The organism is Moritella sp., assembly GCF_013215705.1.
Taxonomy (GTDB): domain Bacteria; phylum Pseudomonadota; class Gammaproteobacteria; order Enterobacterales; family Moritellaceae; genus Moritella.
The window spans coordinates 13668-31787 of the sequence record NZ_JABSQR010000027.1; the positions used below are offsets into that span (position 1 = coordinate 13668).

General features: G+C 42.7%; 15 protein-coding genes. 12 read left to right on the forward strand and 3 right to left on the reverse strand.

The features are described from left to right. Positions 1–22: 22 nt before the first annotated feature. From ilvG to HRT96_RS16610, 11 genes are all read left to right on the forward strand, one after another. The gene (gene ilvG / locus HRT96_RS16560; protein ID WP_293158977.1) at positions 23–1681 is read left to right on the forward strand and encodes an acetolactate synthase 2 catalytic subunit; all 1659 of its coding nucleotides are present in this window, start codon (positions 23–25) and stop codon (positions 1679–1681) included. Continuing rightward, positions 1671–1925, forward strand: a complete 255-nt coding sequence (gene ilvM / locus HRT96_RS16565) for an acetolactate synthase 2 small subunit (RefSeq protein ID WP_293159078.1) — start codon at positions 1671–1673, stop codon at positions 1923–1925. Before ilvG ends, ilvM begins: the two co-directional genes overlap by 11 nt. A gap of 114 nt (positions 1926–2039) precedes the next feature. Beyond that, positions 2040–2969, forward strand: coding sequence for a branched-chain amino acid transaminase (locus HRT96_RS16570; protein WP_293158979.1), 930 nt, complete (start codon positions 2040–2042; stop codon positions 2967–2969). Between the two features lie 92 nt (positions 2970–3061). After that, the gene (gene ilvD, locus HRT96_RS16575; RefSeq protein WP_293158981.1) at positions 3062–4909 is read left to right on the forward strand and encodes a dihydroxy-acid dehydratase; all 1848 of its coding nucleotides are present in this window, start codon (positions 3062–3064) and stop codon (positions 4907–4909) included. A 281-nt stretch (positions 4910–5190) separates the two neighbouring features. Further along, a complete protein-coding gene (ald, locus tag HRT96_RS16580) occupies positions 5191–6306 on the forward strand; it encodes an alanine dehydrogenase (protein WP_293158983.1) in 1116 nt (371 codons plus the stop codon). A 62-nt stretch (positions 6307–6368) separates the two neighbouring features. Then, positions 6369–7340, forward strand: a complete 972-nt coding sequence (locus HRT96_RS16585) for a glucosaminidase domain-containing protein (RefSeq protein ID WP_293158985.1) — start codon at positions 6369–6371, stop codon at positions 7338–7340. Between the two features lie 495 nt (positions 7341–7835). After that, the gene (locus HRT96_RS16590; RefSeq protein WP_293158987.1) at positions 7836–9119 is read left to right on the forward strand and encodes a dicarboxylate/amino acid:cation symporter; all 1284 of its coding nucleotides are present in this window, start codon (positions 7836–7838) and stop codon (positions 9117–9119) included. A gap of 163 nt (positions 9120–9282) precedes the next feature. After that, positions 9283–10848 carry a threonine ammonia-lyase, biosynthetic gene (gene ilvA / locus HRT96_RS16595; protein WP_293158989.1) on the forward strand — a complete coding sequence of 522 codons (1566 nt, stop codon included), beginning with the start codon at positions 9283–9285 and terminating at the stop codon, positions 10846–10848. Positions 10849–11371: 523 nt separating this feature from the next. Further along, positions 11372–12214, forward strand: a complete 843-nt coding sequence (locus HRT96_RS16600) for a 23S rRNA (adenine(2030)-N(6))-methyltransferase RlmJ (protein WP_293158991.1) — start codon at positions 11372–11374, stop codon at positions 12212–12214. Positions 12215–12283: 69 nt separating this feature from the next. Next, on the forward strand, positions 12284–13150 hold the full coding sequence (locus tag HRT96_RS16605) for an alpha/beta hydrolase (RefSeq protein ID WP_293158993.1): 867 nt from the start codon (positions 12284–12286) through the stop codon (positions 13148–13150). 6 nt (positions 13151–13156) lie between these two features. Then, positions 13157–14233, forward strand: coding sequence for an ion channel (locus tag HRT96_RS16610; RefSeq protein WP_293158995.1), 1077 nt, complete (start codon positions 13157–13159; stop codon positions 14231–14233). Positions 14234–14332: 99 nt separating this feature from the next. Here HRT96_RS16610 and HRT96_RS16615 read toward each other — a convergent pair whose 3' ends face one another. The 3 genes from HRT96_RS16615 to ilvY form a co-directional block, all read right to left on the reverse strand. Further along, positions 14333–14569: an accessory factor UbiK family protein gene (locus tag HRT96_RS16615; protein WP_006032694.1), complete on the reverse strand. Its 237-nt coding sequence runs from the start codon at positions 14567–14569 to the stop codon at positions 14333–14335. Between the two features lie 82 nt (positions 14570–14651). After that, a complete protein-coding gene (locus HRT96_RS16620) occupies positions 14652–15263 on the reverse strand; it encodes a hypothetical protein (RefSeq protein WP_293158997.1) in 612 nt (203 codons plus the stop codon). 121 nt (positions 15264–15384) lie between these two features. After that, a complete protein-coding gene (gene ilvY / locus HRT96_RS16625) occupies positions 15385–16263 on the reverse strand; it encodes an HTH-type transcriptional activator IlvY (protein WP_293158999.1) in 879 nt (292 codons plus the stop codon). Between the two features lie 337 nt (positions 16264–16600). Between ilvY and ilvC the strand changes: the two genes are divergently transcribed. Further along, positions 16601–18076: a ketol-acid reductoisomerase gene (gene ilvC, locus HRT96_RS16630; protein ID WP_293159001.1), complete on the forward strand. Its 1476-nt coding sequence runs from the start codon at positions 16601–16603 to the stop codon at positions 18074–18076. Positions 18077–18120 lie beyond the last annotated feature (44 nt).

The following is an 18120-nucleotide window of genomic DNA, read 5'->3' on the forward strand; positions in this document are numbered from 1 at the left end:
ATGTTTAAAGGGATGTAGATTAATGAAAGCAACAGAGTTTATTGTAAATGCTTTACGTAAACAGGGCGTAACCCAAGTATTTGGTTATCCTGGCGGCGCGATCATGCCATTGTATGATGCGTTATATGATGGTGGTGTGGCGCATTTATTAGCGCGACATGAGCAAGGCGCAATCATGGCTGCGTTGGGTTATGCACGTGCTGGCGCTCGAGTCGGTGTCTGTATTGCGACGTCAGGTCCGGGTGCAACGAACCTAGTGACAGGTTTAGCAGAAGCAATGGTTGATTCGATCCCTGTTGTTGCGTTCACTGGACAAGTGCCGAGCGCCTTGATAGGTGTGGATACGTTCCAAGAAGTGGATATTCTTGGCATGACGTTATCGTGTACCAAACACAGCTTTTTGGTTGAAGACCAAAATGATTTAGACCGTATTATTGCTGAAGCATTTACAATTGCGACCACTGGCCGTCCTGGTCCAGTATTAATTGATATTCCTAAAGATATTCAGCTGGCAGAAATGGCGTGTGAGACGGTATCAGAATTACCGGAATTACCGCCGTTAGATGGCTTGGTGGATGACGAAGTTGCTGCGGCTCGGGCATTATTACACGCGGCTAAAAAACCGATATTATACGTTGGTGGTGGCGTAGGTATGGCGAATGCGGTACCTGAATTGCGTGAATTAGCGGCGGCTTTAGATATTCCCATGGTCTGCACATTAAAAGGCATAGGCAGTGCAGATCCTGAACACCCTTATTATTTGGGTATGTTAGGGATGCATGGTCTGAAAGCGGCTAACTTAGCAGTACAAGAAAGTGATTTGTTGATTGCGGTCGGTGCCCGTTTTGATGATCGGGTAACCGGTAAACTTGATGAGTTTGCCCCACATGCCAAAGTTATCCATCTCGACATTGATGCCTGTGAACACCATAAATTGCGTGTTGCTAACGTTGCTATTACTACAGATCTGAAACTCATTCTACCAGCGTTAAAAATGACCTTGGATATCGCACCTTGGCGTTTACATACGTTGGAGATGAAAGTCGACACCGCTTTTCGTTATGATCATCCCGGCATTGCTATCTATGCACCGTTGTTATTGAAACAATTGTCTGCCAGCTTACCTGAAGATCATCTGGTGGCGTGTGATGTTGGTCAGCACCAGATGTGGACTGCACAACACATGACATTTACCCAACCGGAAAACTTATTATCCAGTGCCGGTTTTGGCACCATGGGTTTTGGGTTACCGGCGGCAGTTGGTGCCGCGCTTGCGCGTCCAGATGCGATGCCTGTTGTGGTCACGGGTGATGGTTCTATTATGATGAACATCCAAGAGTTAGCGACGATTAACCGGGCTAAATTACCAATCAAGATTGTATTAATCGATAATCAACGTCTCGGTATGGTGCGCCAATGGCAAACCCTGTTTTTTGATGGTCGATTATCGCAGACTATTCTCGATGATAACCCTGACTTTGTGGCGTTAGCAGCGGCATGTGGTATTCCCGGTGAAACGGTGGTGGTTAAAGAGCAAGTGCAACCAGCGATGGACCGTATGCTGGCCAGTGATGGTGCGTACTTCTTGCATGTACAAATATCAGAACAAGAAAATGTCTGGCCATTAGTGCCACCTGGGGTTAATAACGGCGAGATGTTGGAGCGATATGATGAGTGTTAAACAAGTACATGAAGTGGTGATTGAAGCCACCAATACGCTGGAAATTTTAGAGCGGGTATTACGTGTTATTCGTCATCGCGGCTTTCGCATTAGTCACATGAATTCGGTACAAATGAATGATTGCAATGGCATAAAGATTACGGTTACAGTATCTGGTGAACGTAGCATTGATTTACTCTATAAACAGTTAGATAAATTATTTGATGTGCGTAAATTAAGTGTTCAGCACATTACTACTATATAACAGTACTGCAATATAACTCTTTATTGAAAACGCTGGTGTGCATTGGATTGCAGGATGCAAGGACTGGCGTTATTTAAAATAATACAAAATTACAGCATAAGGGAAGAAGCGATTATGGCGAATACTGAACAGCAAGTTTGGTTTAATGGAAAGATGGTACCGGAATCTCAGGCTAAAGTGAGTATATTTACGCATGCATTGCATTATGGCTCATCGGTATTTGAAGGTATTCGAGCATATGATACGCCGAAAGGTCCCGCTATTTTCCGTTTGAAAGAACATGTTCAACGCCTATTTGATTCCGCTAAAATTTACGGCTGGAGCATCCCTTATTCAAAACAAGAAATAGAACAGGCCTGTAAAGATGCGGTACTAGCCAATGGGCTTACCAATGCTTATTTACGTCCACTGGCTTATATTGGTAATGTTGGACTTGGCTTAACACCTAAATCAACCGTATGCGACGCGCTTGTTGCCGCAATGAACTGGGGTGCTTATCTGGGAGATGAAAGCTTAGAGCAAGGGGTTGATGTTTGCGTGTCCTCTTGGAATCGTTTAGCGCCGAATACTATTCCTACTGGTGCCAAAGCCGGTGGTAACTATTTATCGTCACAGCTGATCTCATCGGAAGCGAAACGTCATGGCTACGATGAAGGTATTGCCCTGGATGTGAATGGTACAATTTCTGAAGGTGCTGGTGAGAACTTATTCTTCGTTAAAAATGGGGTGATCTATACGCCGCCGACAACGGCATGCATCTTACCGGGTTTAACCCGTAATACCTTAATGGTTCTGGCGCGTGACTTTGGTTATGAAGTGCGTGAAGAGTCGATTGCCCGCGAAGCCATGTATTTAGCGGATGAAATGTTTATGTGCGGTACGGCGGCGGAAGTTGTCCCGGTACGTTCAGTTGATCGTATTGACATTGGCACAGGTAAACGTGGTCCCATTACAGAGCAATTACAGACGGCTTATTTTGCGTTGATTAAAGGTCAGAGTGAAGACAAATGGGGCTGGTTGGATTACGTGGCAGACCCAAGCTAATCGTCTGGTTAGATTATTATTTTTTATTATTAAGGTGAGGCGCAGATCCGCCTCCTTTATTTACTGTTTATTTTGTTTCATGGAGAGAACCGATGCCTAAACTGCGTTCTGCAACATCTACCGAAGGCCGTAATATGGCTGGTGCTCGCGCCTTGTGGCGTGCAACAGGTACCCGAGAAGAAGATTTCGGCAAACCAATTATTGCGATTGCTAATTCATTTACCCAGTTTGTGCCAGGCCACGTCCATTTAAAAGACATGGGCCAATTGGTCGCTGGCGAAATTTTGAAAGCTGGCGGTATCGCTAAGGAATTTAATACCATTGCCATTGATGATGGTATCGCCATGGGTCACGACGGCATGCTTTATAGCTTACCTTCGCGAGATCTGATTGCTGATTCTGTTGAATACATGGTTAATGCCCATTGTGCGGATGCATTGGTCTGTATTTCTAACTGCGACAAGATCACCCCGGGTATGTTAATGGCGGCATTGCGTCTTAATATTCCGGTTATCTTTATTTCCGGTGGCCCGATGGAAGCCGGTAAAACTAAATTATCAGATCAGATCATTAAGCTAGACTTAGTCGATGCCATGGTCATGGGCGCAGATAAAAATGTGTCGGATGAAGATGTTGAAAAAGTAGAGCGTAGTGCATGCCCAACGTGTGGATCATGTTCGGGTATGTTTACTGCCAACTCAATGAACTGCTTAACAGAAGCATTAGGGTTATCGCAACCGGGTAATGGTTCATTAGTTGCAACACATGCTGATCGTGAAGAATTGTTCTTAAATGCCGGCCGTCGTATTGTTGATCTGTGTAAACGTTATTATCAGCAAGATGATGAATCGGTATTACCGCGTAATATTGCTAATCGTGACGCTTTTGAAAATGCTATGACGCTAGATATCGCCATGGGTGGTTCAACTAATACAGTATTGCATTTAATCGCCGCTGCCATTGAGGGTGAAGTTGATTACAGCTTAGCGGATATGGATGCATTATCACGTAAAGTACCGCAGTTATGTAAAGTAGCACCGTCAACCCCGCTCTATCATATGGAAGACGTACATCGCGCCGGTGGGGTGATGGCTATCTTGGGTGAGTTGAACCGTGCCGGTTTATTGCATACTGACAATATGACCGTAATGGGCATGACCATGGCTGAGCAGTTAGCGAAATTTGATATTATCACGACCCAATCTGACGCTGTGAAGAAAATGTATTCGGCAGGCCCGGCTGGTATCCGTACCACGAAAGCCTTTAGCCAAGATTGCCGTTGGGATTCATTGGATGATGATCGTGTTAACGGGTGTATCCGTTCAATCGAAAATGCCTACAGTCAAGAAGGTGGTCTGGCGATATTAACCGGTAACATTGCCATTGATGGCGCAGTCGTTAAAACGGCGGGTGTCTCGGATGATAATTTATTGTTCCGTGGTACTGCACGGGTATTTGAAAGCCAAGATTCTGCGGTAAGTGCTATTTTAGCCAGCGAAATTAAAGCCGGTGATGTGGTTGTTATTCGTTATGAAGGACCGAAAGGTGGTCCGGGTATGCAAGAAATGTTGTACCCAACCAGTTATCTGAAATCGATGGGACTGGGTAAAGCGTGTGCGCTTATTACTGATGGTCGTTTCTCGGGTGGTACCTCGGGTCTGTCTATTGGTCATGCTTCACCAGAAGCTGCCAGTGGCGGCTTGATCGGTTTAGTGGAAGATGGCGATATTATTGATATTAATATTCCAGAGCGTTCGATGAATCTTGAGGTTGCTGATGATGTACTCGCTGCGCGACGTACTGAAATGGAAAGCCGTGGGGAATTAGCCTGGAAACCGGTTGAGAAACGCGAACGAAAAGTCACACAAGCATTACGTATTTACGGTTACTTTGCGACAAGTGCAGATAAAGGTGCGGTACGCGATAGAAACCTGATCTAACCTACCTCGTTAGTATTATCTAACAATTTGCCATGATCTATATCAAGGGCTCGGCTGTAATCGACTATGATTACAACTGAGCCCTTTTTTTGGGCGCGATCTTGCTCACAGAAAAAATTATGTTCTGTTCAACATCGATTTAACAAATCTTATATAAACTTTTCTTAAAATTAGAACGATCTTTAGTGATTAATTCTGTTGATCTACGTCTATACTGCACCTATATATCGAGAAGCTTTTCTCAGCCAGTTAAATAAACCAGAAATTGGAGTAAACGGCATATGATTATCGGCGTACCTAAAGAAATTAAAAACCATGAGTATCGCGTAGGTATGACTCCTGCAAGTGCACGAGAGCTTATTACACATGGCCATACAGTTTATGTTGAAACCTTTGCTGGTGCTGGTATTGGTTTTAGCGACAGTGATTATGAAACTGTTGGCGCAAAAATATTAACAACTGCGGCAGAAATTTTCGCAACTGCAGACATGATTGTTAAAGTAAAAGAGCCACAACCTGTTGAACGTGCAATGTTACGTGATGGCCAAGTATTATTCACTTATTTACACCTTGCCCCTGATTTAGCGCAAACAGAAGACCTAATTAAGAGTAATGCAATTTGTATCGCTTATGAAACAGTAACTGATGCAAACGGTGGTTTACCACTACTTGCGCCTATGTCTGCTGTTGCTGGCCGTATGGCAATTCAAGCTGGCGCACAAGCATTAGAAAAATCACAAGGTGGTTGTGGTCTTCTTATGGGTGGCGTACCGGGTGTTGCTCCTGCAAACGTTGTTGTTATCGGCGGCGGTGTTGTTGGTATGAATGCAGCGAAAATGGCTGTTGGTATGGGCGCTAGCGTCACTATGTTAGACCGTAACCTTTCTGTACTCGCTAACCTAGACAACCAGTTCGATGGTCGTTTGAAAGTGGTTTATTCGACACACGATGCAATTGAAAAATATGTATTAGAAGCTGATCTAGTGATTGGTGCGGTATTAGTTCCTGGTGCAGCAGCGCCGAAACTAGTCACTAAAGACCTAATTTCTCGCATGAAGCCTGGTGCTGCTGTTGTTGACGTTGCGATTGACCAAGGTGGTTGTTTCGAAACTTCACATGCGACCACACACCAAGACCCAACTTACATCATTGATGATGTTGTACACTACTGTGTTGCTAACATGCCTGGTGCTGTTGCGAAAACATCTACGTTTGCATTAAACAATGCCACACTACCGTATATCATCAAGCTTGCTAACCTAGGTTGGAAAGAAGCATTAATACAAGATGAGCACCTACTAAACGGCCTAAACGTTATCGCTGGTCAAGTAACTGTTCAAGATGTTGCTGAAGCACATAACTTACCGTTCGTTGCACCAAAGAGCATGATTCTATAATCTAGCTTATTGCAATTAACGTGTTAAATTAGCACCATTATTTATTAATGGTGCTTTTTTATATGCAAAAGAAAATAACAATTTTACTCCTGTTTATTGGACTGGGTCTTTTCGGTCTCTATACCGTACTTAAATCTGATGATGCTATTGAAGTCGAAAAATCAGATGTGCCAGACTTTGCTGCGTTCAATGATGTCACCGCCAAGAAAACCGCATTCTTTAATTATCTACAACCCGCATTTGATACTGTTACTGCTGAAGTATTAGCAGAGCGTGCACTGCTAACTCAATGGCAGGCTAAAACAACATTAACAGCACAAGAGCAAACGCAGCTGCAAGATATGGCCAGCATGTATAAAGTCACGGCTGATAATGATCTTGCCTTGATTAGTGCGTTGTTGTTACACGTTGATGTGATCCCAGAAGCGCTGGTATTTAGTCAGTCAGCGAATGAGACTGGTTGGGGCACATCACGCTTTGCGAAACTGGGACATAACTTCTTTGGTCAATGGTGCTTTAGCAAAGGCTGCGGCATAGTTCCAAATCAACGTGAAGAAGGTGCCGCGCACGAAGTGGCCAGCTTTGATTCGATAGAAGGTTCGGTGCGTTCATATTTCCGTAACATTAACCGTAATCAAAGTTATTTACCGTTACGTGAGATCCGCAGTGAGCAGCGTTTACAGGGTGCGGATATTAATGCTTGTGCATTAGCCGCTGGATTAATTAATTACTCGGAAAGAAAAGAGGCGTACATTGCTGAGATCCGCGCAATGATCCGTCACAACCGTAAATTCTGGCGTAATAATGCCAACACGGATTATGCGTTGTGTGCAGCACCAAAACCTGTGGTCACTGACATTATTGTCGAAGATACGATTGAGTTACCAGAAACTATTAATCTGACTCCCGATTCAACTTTTGTTGAAGCGAAAAATAGTGATTCAACAAAAGTTGAGCCTAATAAGCCTGCGGATGTTATTGAAAATGACACTGTAACGGCAGAAGAACCAATAAAAACTCCTGTAGCAGAATAATTACCTAGTTTATATTTCGGGTGCTCAGAGCCTTTCTGAGTGCCTTCTTCACTTTTTATCTTCATTAATACTCTGCTGTTTTTTGCTCTGTTAGTCCGCAAGGGTAACTTAGGTTAAATTTACGCTATAAATCACTACCTTTGTTAATAAATGCTGGTTTTTTCTATTTACCCCATTGTTGATACACTGCCTACTTTTGAGTATATAAGGGTTTTTGGCGGTTTTAACCCAGTAAAATTGCGGTTTCTTAATTTAAAGTGGCTTTTATTGATGATTGTATAGATGTTACATAGTCGTAAAAGGGTAAAAAATGCTTGGATATGTGACAGACCTCAATTTTCCTGGCACTAGATGATTGAACTGCTTCCCATAGCTAATGGAGTTGTAATACTCTCCACCCATCAAATCTTGCAGTGCAAAGAATTGTAAAAATATAAAAAAAATATATAAGTAAAAAACACACACTACTATGATAATTGAAAGGCTGAGTTTGTTATGGATAAATCACTAAGTTCGAAAATATTTATATCCCTATTTGTGGGCTTGTTACTGGGTACAATCGTTCAGTACGGCTTTGGTGCAGGATCGTTCCTTGATACTTATTTCGTCGGTACTGCTACAGCCGTCGGTACTATGTTTGTATCACTAATCAAATTAATGGTTGTGCCGCTAGTATTCATCTCTATTGTCTGTGGTGTATGTGAACTGAAAGACATCAAAAGTTTTGGTCGCCTAGGTGGCAAAACGTTCTTCCTTTACCTACTGAATACCGCGATTGCTATTACTGTTGCCCTCGTTGTGGCAATGATAGTACAACCTGGTGTTGGCGCTAACCTGGCTGAACTAGGCGGAACTGCAGTTCACCTGGCATCAACAGAAACACCTGATATAGGTCAAATGATTGTAAACATTGTACCAAGCAACCCTGTGCAAGCATTTGCTTCTGGTGACATGTTACAAATCATCTTCATGGCAATCATCACTGGTCTAGCAATTCAAGCGCTAGATACTAAAGGTGGCCCAGTTGTTAATGCATTCCAAATCGCCAATGACGTGATGATGAAACTTGTTAGCCTAATCATGAGCTTTGCGCCAATCGGTGTATTTGCCCTAATGATTCAATTAGGTGCGACATTAGACGGCGCAACCCTAGCTTCAGTCGCGGGTTATGTGGGTCTGGTTGTTTCATTACTTCTAGTATGGATCCTAATTGTATACCCACTAGCAGTATGGGCAACAACGGGTATCCGTCCAGCTACATTCCGTCGCCAAGTTCGTGAACAGTTCCTATTTTCACTATCTACAGCAAGCTCAAACGCGACTATCCCGGTTACGATGCGTACCCTTACGGATAAGATTGGTGTTTCGAAAACAGTTGCTGGCTTTGGTGTTCCACTAGGCGCGACAATGAACATGTCTGGTGTATCTATCTACATCTCAATTGCAACAGTATTTGCTGCCAACGCATACGGCACTCCACTACAAGTTACTGATATGTTCACTATGGGTCTAACTATCCTACTACTATCAGTTGGCGCAGGTGGTGTACCAGGTGGCGGTATCGTGATGATCGGTGTGTTACTAACACAACTTGGTCTACCTGTTGAAGCACTCGCAATTATCGCTGCGGTTGACCGTATTAACGATATGTTCTGTACTTCTGCTAACGTAATCGGTGATACAGCAGTAAACACGATTGTTGCTAAGAGTGAAGGTGAACTAAACCTTGAAATAGCACATGCATCTGAAGAAACAAATGCAGTAGCTAAAACCGCTTAATCAATTAATATAAATATCCAAAAGGGAGCTTAACGCTCCCTTTTTTATTTCCTGCTAAAAGTTATCCTGAGTTAAACCTTTTTATCTGTTTCGATTGTTGCTATAACTAAATCATAGCGTTAACGATGGCATGCCAAACCGTTAACTTGTCAGTTATAATTCAATGGATGATCGAGTGACAGATAACGAACCCCAACAACCCCAATCGCTACTTACAGCAAATGATTATTTGTGTAAGATCTTATTATCACCAGTCTATGAAGCTGCTGTGGTCACCCCGTTACAACCATTAACTAAATTATCTGAACGTTTGGGCAATAGTATTTTACTGAAACGTGAAGATCGCCAACCCGTGCACTCGTTTAAATTACGCGGTGCATTTAATAAGTTGGTGCAATTATCTGAAGAACAAAAATTACGCGGTGTCATTGCTGCCTCTGCGGGGAATCATGCCCAAGGTGTCGCTATGTCTGCGAAGAAGTTGGGCATTAAAGCGATTATTGTCATGCCTGTTATTACGCCAGAAATTAAAGTGAGCGCTGTGCGTGGCTTTGGTGCGGAAGTTTGTCTGTATGGTGACAGTTTTGATGAAGCGTCACATCACGCTAAAAAACTCGCCATCGAAGACGGTTTGACACTGATCCCGCCGTTTGATGATCCGGATGTGATCGCGGGTCAAGGTACTATCGCGCGTGAATTACTCGAGCAGAATGCCCATTTAGATTATATCTTTGTGCCGGTGGGCGGTGGTGGCCTTGCCGCTGGTATTTCTGTGTATATCAAACAATTAAAACCGTCGATTAAAGTGATTGGTGTTGAGCCGCGAGACTCTGCCTGTTTACGTGCGGCGCTCGATGCCGGTGAACCGGTGACACTTGATCGCGTGGGTATTTTTGCCGATGGCGTGGCGGTAAAACGCATCGGTGTCGAAACCTTCCGTTTGTGTAATGAATTTTTAGATGATGTGATTACGGTGAGCAGTGATGAAATTTGTGCGGCGTTAAAAGATATTTTTGAAGATACCCGTGCCATCGCCGAACCATCGGGCGCATTAGCGCTAGCAGGGTTAAAGAAATATACCGCATTGAATAGTTTACGTGATCAAAACATGACTGCGATCTTAAGCGGTGCCAATGTTAACTTCCACTCCTTACGTTATGTATCAGAGCGCAGTGAATATGGTGAGAAGAAGGAGGCGGTACTCGCGGTCACTATTCCTGAACGTCCTGGCGCATTCTTAAAATTTTGCGAGTTAATAGGCAACCGTGCGGTGACGGAATTTAACTACCGTTATTCTAATCGTGCCGCGGCGAATATCTTTGTGGGTCTGCGTACTCCGCAAGGCACCACCGAACTTGCTACTGTGATCAAGCAATTGCAAGATGCAGAGTATCCAGTGGTTGATTTATCCGAAGACGAAATGGCCAAACAGCATGTGCGTTATATGGTTGGCGGTCGTCCTGCGGAAGCGTTGCAAGAACGCTTGTTTAGTTTTGAATTTCCTGAGCATCCAGGGGCATTACAAAAATTCTTATTAACCCTAGGTATGAATTGGAATATTACCTTATTCCATTACCGAAATCATGGCGCAGCTTATGGTCGGGTATTAACAGGATTTGAATTACCTGACGGAGAGATGAAAGCCTTTTCAGCTTATCTGGTTAAATTGGATTATCAGTATAAAGAAGAAACCGATAACCCAGCCTATAAGTTCTTTCTTGCTCACTAGTCTGCATTATTTAGCGAGTGCTATTGACTAACATTCGTTATATCTGTCACTGAGAATTAATCAATTCTCAGTGGCACCTCGCGATTTTCATCACTATAAAAAATCACCCGGGTCATTATGGCGCCCAACCCTTGTCCCTGTGTACCGGCAATTTGATTGATGCGGACTTCGATATCGACGGGTAAACTATTGATATGCCCTTGCTGAAGTTAGTCTATGTTACTTATATAGAGATAGAAACTCTCGGGGACGCTGCTGTTAAGGCGCGATCCCAATTCAGATAGTGCTGGGGATTGGTGGTTAATAATGGATTTTTATTAAAAGGTAGGCGACGACACGCTGATATTAATAAACAAATAGCGCAACGCCTGATTTTAGTCATCACTATAACAACTGAAAAATTAACGAAAGTATGAATAAAGCATACTATTGCGGACTTGAAATATAGAATAAATAACCTAGTTTTAAACAAATAGTGATACTCTTTAGCGTATTAATTTATCTTTTTATATTGGAAAATATTATGCTGAGCTACCGTCACAGTTTTCATGCTGGCAACTTTGCAGATGTACTTAAACACGCTGTTGAAGTGCTGATCTTAGAAGCGTTAAAACAAAAGGAGTCGCCGTTTATTTATCACGATACCCATTCTGCAGCGGGTCGTTATAGCTTATCGAGTGCCCATTCAGAAAAAACAGCTGAATACGTTGATGGTATCGCCCGTATTTGGCAACAAGGTGAAGTACCTGCGCCACTGATCCCTTATTTAAATGTGATTAAACAGTTAAATAGCACGTCTACCTTGAAACATTATCCGGGTTCACCATTAGTTGCGCGTTTACTGCTACGTGAACAAGACCGTATGCAAATGACGGAATTACACCCTGCAGATGTCAAATTATTAGAGCAAGAGTTTGCTGGTGATCGTCAATCGCGGGTGTACAAGAAAGATGCTTATGAAGGCTTAAAAGCGTTGTTACCGGGACGTAATAAACGTGGTCTAGTACTGCTTGACCCGTCTTACGAAATTAAAACTGAATACCGTCAGGTAGTGCAAGAGATCGCACAGACTTACCGTCGTTTTGCAACCTGCACTTATGCGCTTTGGTATCCGGTGATTGAACGTCGCACGATTGATCGGCTTATGCGTGACTTTGTGGGCACCGGTATTAAGAAAATTTTAGTTATCGAACTTTGTGTGAAAGGCGATAGTGCAGAACGTGGCATGACCGGAACTGGGATGGTGGTGATTAATCCACCGTGGAAACTATACTCGCAAATGGAAGAGTTATTACCTTGGTTAACGAAAGAGCTAGGCCAAGATAACCACGCGAACTTCCGTCTGGAATGGTTAGTGCCTGAATAATTTAGGTTAATATCGAGTTATGATATCGGTTTGATATTGTAACTCGTACAAGCATTAAATAGGTAGATTATGAAGCAATGGATCGCAACACAATTATCAGCGCAGGGCGCTGTCGCGGCAGGATTACCCGCTAAACATATTGGTGGAGACGGTGAACATTTGGTGTTTTTTCATGCCAATGGTTTTCCGCCCGCTATGTATCAACAGATGCTACAACCCTTGACTGACACGTATAAAGTCAGCGCAGTTTATCAGCGTCCACTCTGGCCATTGCCGGTCCCCGATAATTTTGATAATTGGCGATTAATGATTGATGACGCTTGCCGTTTTATTGCTGCGCAGCCAGAGCCCATTACCTTAGTCGGTCATTCGATGGGCGGCTTGATTAGTATCATTTGTGCGATACGTGAACCTGACAAAGTAAAACAACTTATTCTCCTCGACCCGGTGATCCTGGCTCCTCACCTGATTTGGGTTATGCGTAATCTGCCCGATTTTTTACGTAAAAAACTGCCGTTAGTGGCAAAAACATTAAGACGTCCCGATACCTTTGTTAATATTCAGCAAGGTTTCGATTTTCATCGTAAAGTGCGTGGCTTTAAAGGCATTTCCGACAGCGTATTAGCAGATTACATGACCGAAGGTTTGTACCAAACCGATGATGGTTTCAAACTGAGTTATAGTCGTGAGTGGGAAGCCACCATTTATCAGACAGTACCTTGGGTTTGGTCGAGCATTAAAAACTTAACCACAGATACCGTGGTGATCAGAGGGCGTGACTCCGATACGTTATCGACAGAAGCCGTCGCTCGATTATTGCGTAAGCAGCCACACATTAAACTGGTTGAAGTGGACGGTGGACATTTGTTCCCGTTAGAGCAACCGTTGCAAACGGCTGAACTTATTCGTCAACAGTTAGTCAATCATAAGCATTAGGTTAATATGTATATATCCCGACTCATTAGTTTAGCCTTACGTAAGCTCACTGCAGAGCTACGTTGGACTAATTTATTTTTGATCTTTTGTAGTTACTTGGCCGTTGTTTGGGGATTATTATGGCTGAGCAATGAAACTGCGTTAACCGAGCCGCTGACCTTCTTTTATTATACTGTGGTGGTTATCAGTACGGTTGGCTTTGGCGATCTTTCGCCAAGCACGGCAAATGGGCAATTGGTTGTTGCGCTAGTTCAGATCCCGTTTGGGTTGTTAATTTTTGGTGCGGCGATTGGTAAAACAACGCAAGCCATTGTTGCTATTGCAAGGAAAGGTATGGACGGAAAAAAAGATTTTAGTACTTATAGCGATCATATTTTAATTTTAGGTTGGCGTGCGCAGCGCACTAAACGTATTTTAGAATTGATATTGGCTGATAAAAAGCGTCATAAACGCAAGATAATTTTGTGTGTTGAGCGTGATATGAGTCATCCGTTCCCACAAATGCTGGATGTCGAATTTGCTAAACTGGAATCATTTACCCATCAAGATGAGTTAACGCGTATTGCCATGGCGCAAGCGAGTTCGATTATTGTTGATGGCGAGAATGATGAAATGACGCTATCAATGGCATTAAGTGCGTCTTCAAATGCCTCAAAACAGGCGCATATTAGTGCTTATTTTCATGACGAAAGCAAAGCTGAATTATTGCGTGCACATTGCCCTAATGTCGAATGTGCTAGTTCACGTCATGCTGAAATATTAGTGCGCACCATGCAATCACCAGGTGCCAGTATTTTACATGAACAACTGTTTTCAACGTTGGATGAAGCGACGTTATATTGCTTAACATTAGAGAATGTACCGGCAATGACCGTGGGTGACGTATTTCAGCCGCTGCGAGAAAAATACAGTATGACTTTAATGGCGGTTGCGGATAATGAACAAGGATCTGGTTTTAAATTAAACCCAAGCATGGATACCCAACTTCACGCAGGGCAAGTATTGCATTATATCGCCAATGAACGGGTTCGTAAGCACGAGATCAACTGGGTTGATGTGTTACTGCTTAAAATAGATAAATAGATAAATAGATAAGTGGGGAAGAAGGCTCTCACATCTAAAAACGAGCCTGATACTGTCATCGCCAACGGCTGTCGTGGTTAACAGTATCAGGTCAGTGAATTATTTTTCTAGTTCTGTTAAACGTGCTTCTAACGCCGCTAATTTTTCACGGGTACGTAATAGCACTTTTGTTTGTACTTCAAATTCTTCACGGTTAACCAGATCAAGTTTGTTCAGTTGTGACTGTAAAACTTGATGGATTTTTCTTTCTACTTCTGCACCTAACGATTTAACGCCAGATGGTAATGATTCATGTATTTGCTTGGCGATTTCTTCTAACTTTTGTGGTTTGATCATACGGCACCTATGCGAGTGAGTTTAACTGGGATGTTAATTTTGCTTGATGTTAGTCTAGCATTTTAATTATCGATTAATCGATCTAAAATGAATGCTTAAAATTGATCAGGGGTAATATTTTAACCACCCCATTTTCAGCATAATTTAATAACCCGATCTGTAAACCTTGTAAGTTTTCGGTGACATTAAACAGTCCAAATTGAAATTTCGCTGTTTTTGCGTAATTCATCACTCCAAAATCAACCAATGATAGTTTTTCACTGTAGTTAACCAAGCCGATGTTGGCGCCTGCGACCGTTTTGGATAAATTAACCATGGCTAAATTAACGCCTTTTACGTGCGTAGTATTATTCACTAATGCCATGTTGAAACCAGTATCGTGGCCTAAATGCCAATTGAGTAAACTTAATGATGCCCCAGAGAATTCATTATTTATCTTGCTGGCACCGAGTAATAAATTGAAACTGATGCCGTCGAGTTTATCCACTTCAGATAAACCCAATACCGCCATATCAAAACCTTTTACTGTTTCGGTTTGACCGTGAAACAGCGAAAAACGGAAACCATCAACTTGTTGGCCAGTTGGGGCATTAAGGCCGACAGTTGAAAATTGCGCGGCTACTTCATTAGCAACGGCGGGTTGACTTAAGCTTAACGTGGCAAGCATTGCCAGGCATATTTTTTTGAATTCCATTAAAACTCCATAGTGATCATGATGAGGGGAAGTCGTGTAGCGATTATAACGGAATTAGGGCGCTAGTTTTAATCATATTTGACTTAGTTTAATCATATTTAATTTAGCGCCAAATAATGAATCAGTGATTGATCATGGTAAAAAAAGCCGCAATCGACGGTTCGTCAAAGCGTTTACGCTGACAGCATAACCCCAGATCGAAAGGGTCTATTTTATTGCTGTTCTCAAAGGTTAATACCCGATCGCGAACCGGACTGTTATCCACCACGACAGCGGGCGCAATACCAACTCCTAATCCTAATGCCACCATACTGACAATCGCTTCGTGTCCGGCCACCGTGGCATAAATACTGGGTTTAATTTTCATTTGTTTAAACCATTTATCAATGCGCTTACGGGCAGGACCATGTTCAGGCAAAATAAACGGTACCGAGTTCCAATCAATCGACTCCTGCATGATCTGTTGCTGGACTTGGCAAGAGATCACCGGCGTAATAATTGATAAGGGTACTTTGGCAATTTCGACAAATTTTAAGCGATTGGATATTTTGTCCGGATGTGCAGCAATGGCAATATCAATTTTTTCTTCATCAACGAGTTGCATGCCCATCGCGGCATCACCCGTGATCAGTTTTAGTTCAACATTAGGGTGTAGTAAACGGAATTTATCGAGTATCGGTGGTAAATGACTATAGGCGGCGGTCACTGAACAGAAAATAGTAAGTTCACCATCAAGTTCGCCACTGTGGCTGTTTAGGTCTGCTTTAAGCTGTGTCCAATTTTCGAGGGTTTGTTGGGCGAAGCTGCGCAAGCGTTTACCACTTTCGGTGAGGGCAACAGAACGATTATCGCGGGCGAATATTTGGCTGCCTACGGCTTCTTCTAACCGCTGCATGGTGCGAGTGAGTGTCGAGGTACTGACATGCATAGCTTCGGCGGTTTTACCAAAGTGTAATGTCGTGGCCAAATGTAAAAAAAGTTGTAGTGAACGAATATCCATATGGCCATTTTCCTTACGGTATAGTTTATCTGTTGTTGTTACGGTTATTACTGCTGTTATTAATAGTTGTGAAATATTAACCGAGTCCAATGTAGGCTAATAAGCTGTTTTTTATGTGTTACTTCGAAGCATTTGGTATTAGATCGCTATTTTACTGTTTTAAATTCTGACTTAAGTCTAAATTGTACTGGATAAATGTTTACGTTGCACATATTGCAACACTGTATTGTAAATATATCATTTCCAGCAATGTGTAACTTAGCATATAGTGAATGGGTAGAGCATCACTGGAGTAGTGATCGCACATTCAAATTACAAAATTCTCATGGAGAGCAACATGGCTAACTATTTTAACACTTTAAACTTACGCCAGCAGTTAGAGCAACTTGGTAAATGTCGTTTTATGGATCGCAGTGAGTTTGCTGATGGTTGTAACTTCATTAAAGACTGGTCAATTGTTATTGTAGGTTGTGGTGCACAAGGTCTAAACCAAGGCCTAAACATGCGTGACTCAGGCCTTAACATTTCTTATGCATTACGTGCTGCGGCGATCTCAGAAAAACGTCAGTCATTTCTAAACGCATCAGAAAATGGTTTCACTGTTGATACTTATGAGAATTTGATCCCACAAGCAGACCTAGTACTTAACCTTACTCCAGATAAGCAGCATTCAAATGTGGTCGAAACGATCATGCCACTCATGAAGCAAGGTTCAACACTGTCTTATTCTCATGGTTTCAATATCGTAGAAGAAGGCATGCAAGTGCGTGATGACATTACCGTGGTAATGGTTGCACCTAAGTGTCCTGGTTCGGAAGTACGTGAAGAATACAAACGTGGTTTTGGTGTACCAACACTGATCGCGGTTCATCCAGAAAATGATCCAAAAGGCGATGGCCTTGCAATTGCGAAAGCATACGCATCTGCCACGGGTGGTGATCGCGCTGGTGTACTTGAGTCTTCGTTTGTTGCGGAAGTTAAATCTGACCTGATGGGTGAGCAAACTATACTATGTGGTATGTTACAAACCGGTGCAATCCTTGCATTTGACAAAATGGTTGCTGACGGTAAATCACCAGCATATGCAGGTAAACTAATTCAGTTCGGTTGGGAAACCATCACTGAAGCACTTAAGTATGGCGGCATCACTAACATGATGGATCGTCTATCGAACCCTGCAAAACTTAAAGCATTCGATATGGCTGAAGAAATGAAAACAACACTTCGCCCGTTATTCGAAAAGCACATGGATGACATCATTACGGGTCACTTCTCATCAACGATGATGGCTGATTGGTCAAACGATGACGTTAACTTGCTTAAATGGCGTAAAGAGACGGGCGAAACTGCATTCGAAAACTATCCTGAATCAGATATCGTGATTGATGAGCAAGAGTTCTTCGACAACGGCACCTTATTCGTTGCGATGATTAAAGCCGGTGTTGAACTTGCTTTTGAAAGCATGGTTGCATCAGGTATTGTTGATGAGTCTGCATACTATGAGTCACTGCACGAAACTCCGTTAATCGCCAATACTATTGCCCGTAAGCGTTTATACGAAATGAACGTTGTTATCTCTGATACGGCTGAATACGGTTGTTACCTATTTACGCATGAAGCTGCGCCGCAACTGCGTGACTACGTAAATGCGCTACCTGCTGAATTAATGGGCTCTGCATTCGCGGCTAAATCAAACGGCGTTGATAATGCGCGTTTAATTGAAGTTAACGACGAAATTCGTAATCACCCTGTTGAAATTATCGGTAAAAAATTACGTGGTTACATGTCAGATATGCAGAAAATTGTTGGCTAATACCTGATGTGATAGTCATGGTGTAAGTTGCTAAGCCCGGTAAA

What these genes read in the sequence shown, in the direction of transcription:
- HRT96_RS16600 (WP_293158991.1), top strand. Translation starts at nt 11,372, where the DNA reads ATGCTGAGCTACCGTCACAGTTTTCATGCTGGCAACTTTGCAGATGTA.
- HRT96_RS16615 (WP_006032694.1), bottom strand. Translation starts at nt 14,569, where the DNA reads ATGATCAAACCACAAAAGTTAGAAGAAATCGCCAAGCAAATACATGAA.
- HRT96_RS16610 (WP_293158995.1), top strand. Translation starts at nt 13,157, where the DNA reads ATGTATATATCCCGACTCATTAGTTTAGCCTTACGTAAGCTCACTGCA.
- ilvM (WP_293159078.1), top strand. Translation starts at nt 1,671, where the DNA reads ATGAGTGTTAAACAAGTACATGAAGTGGTGATTGAAGCCACCAATACG.
- HRT96_RS16585 (WP_293158985.1), top strand. Translation starts at nt 6,369, where the DNA reads ATGCAAAAGAAAATAACAATTTTACTCCTGTTTATTGGACTGGGTCTT.
- HRT96_RS16570 (WP_293158979.1), top strand. Translation starts at nt 2,040, where the DNA reads ATGGCGAATACTGAACAGCAAGTTTGGTTTAATGGAAAGATGGTACCG.
- HRT96_RS16605 (WP_293158993.1), top strand. Translation starts at nt 12,284, where the DNA reads ATGAAGCAATGGATCGCAACACAATTATCAGCGCAGGGCGCTGTCGCG.
- ilvG (WP_293158977.1), top strand. Translation starts at nt 23, where the DNA reads ATGAAAGCAACAGAGTTTATTGTAAATGCTTTACGTAAACAGGGCGTA.
- ald (WP_293158983.1), top strand. Translation starts at nt 5,191, where the DNA reads ATGATTATCGGCGTACCTAAAGAAATTAAAAACCATGAGTATCGCGTA.
- HRT96_RS16620 (WP_293158997.1), bottom strand. Translation starts at nt 15,263, where the DNA reads ATGGAATTCAAAAAAATATGCCTGGCAATGCTTGCCACGTTAAGCTTA.
- HRT96_RS16590 (WP_293158987.1), top strand. Translation starts at nt 7,836, where the DNA reads ATGGATAAATCACTAAGTTCGAAAATATTTATATCCCTATTTGTGGGC.
- ilvA (WP_293158989.1), top strand. Translation starts at nt 9,283, where the DNA reads ATGGATGATCGAGTGACAGATAACGAACCCCAACAACCCCAATCGCTA.
- ilvY (WP_293158999.1), bottom strand. Translation starts at nt 16,263, where the DNA reads ATGGATATTCGTTCACTACAACTTTTTTTACATTTGGCCACGACATTA.
- ilvD (WP_293158981.1), top strand. Translation starts at nt 3,062, where the DNA reads ATGCCTAAACTGCGTTCTGCAACATCTACCGAAGGCCGTAATATGGCT.
- ilvC (WP_293159001.1), top strand. Translation starts at nt 16,601, where the DNA reads ATGGCTAACTATTTTAACACTTTAAACTTACGCCAGCAGTTAGAGCAA.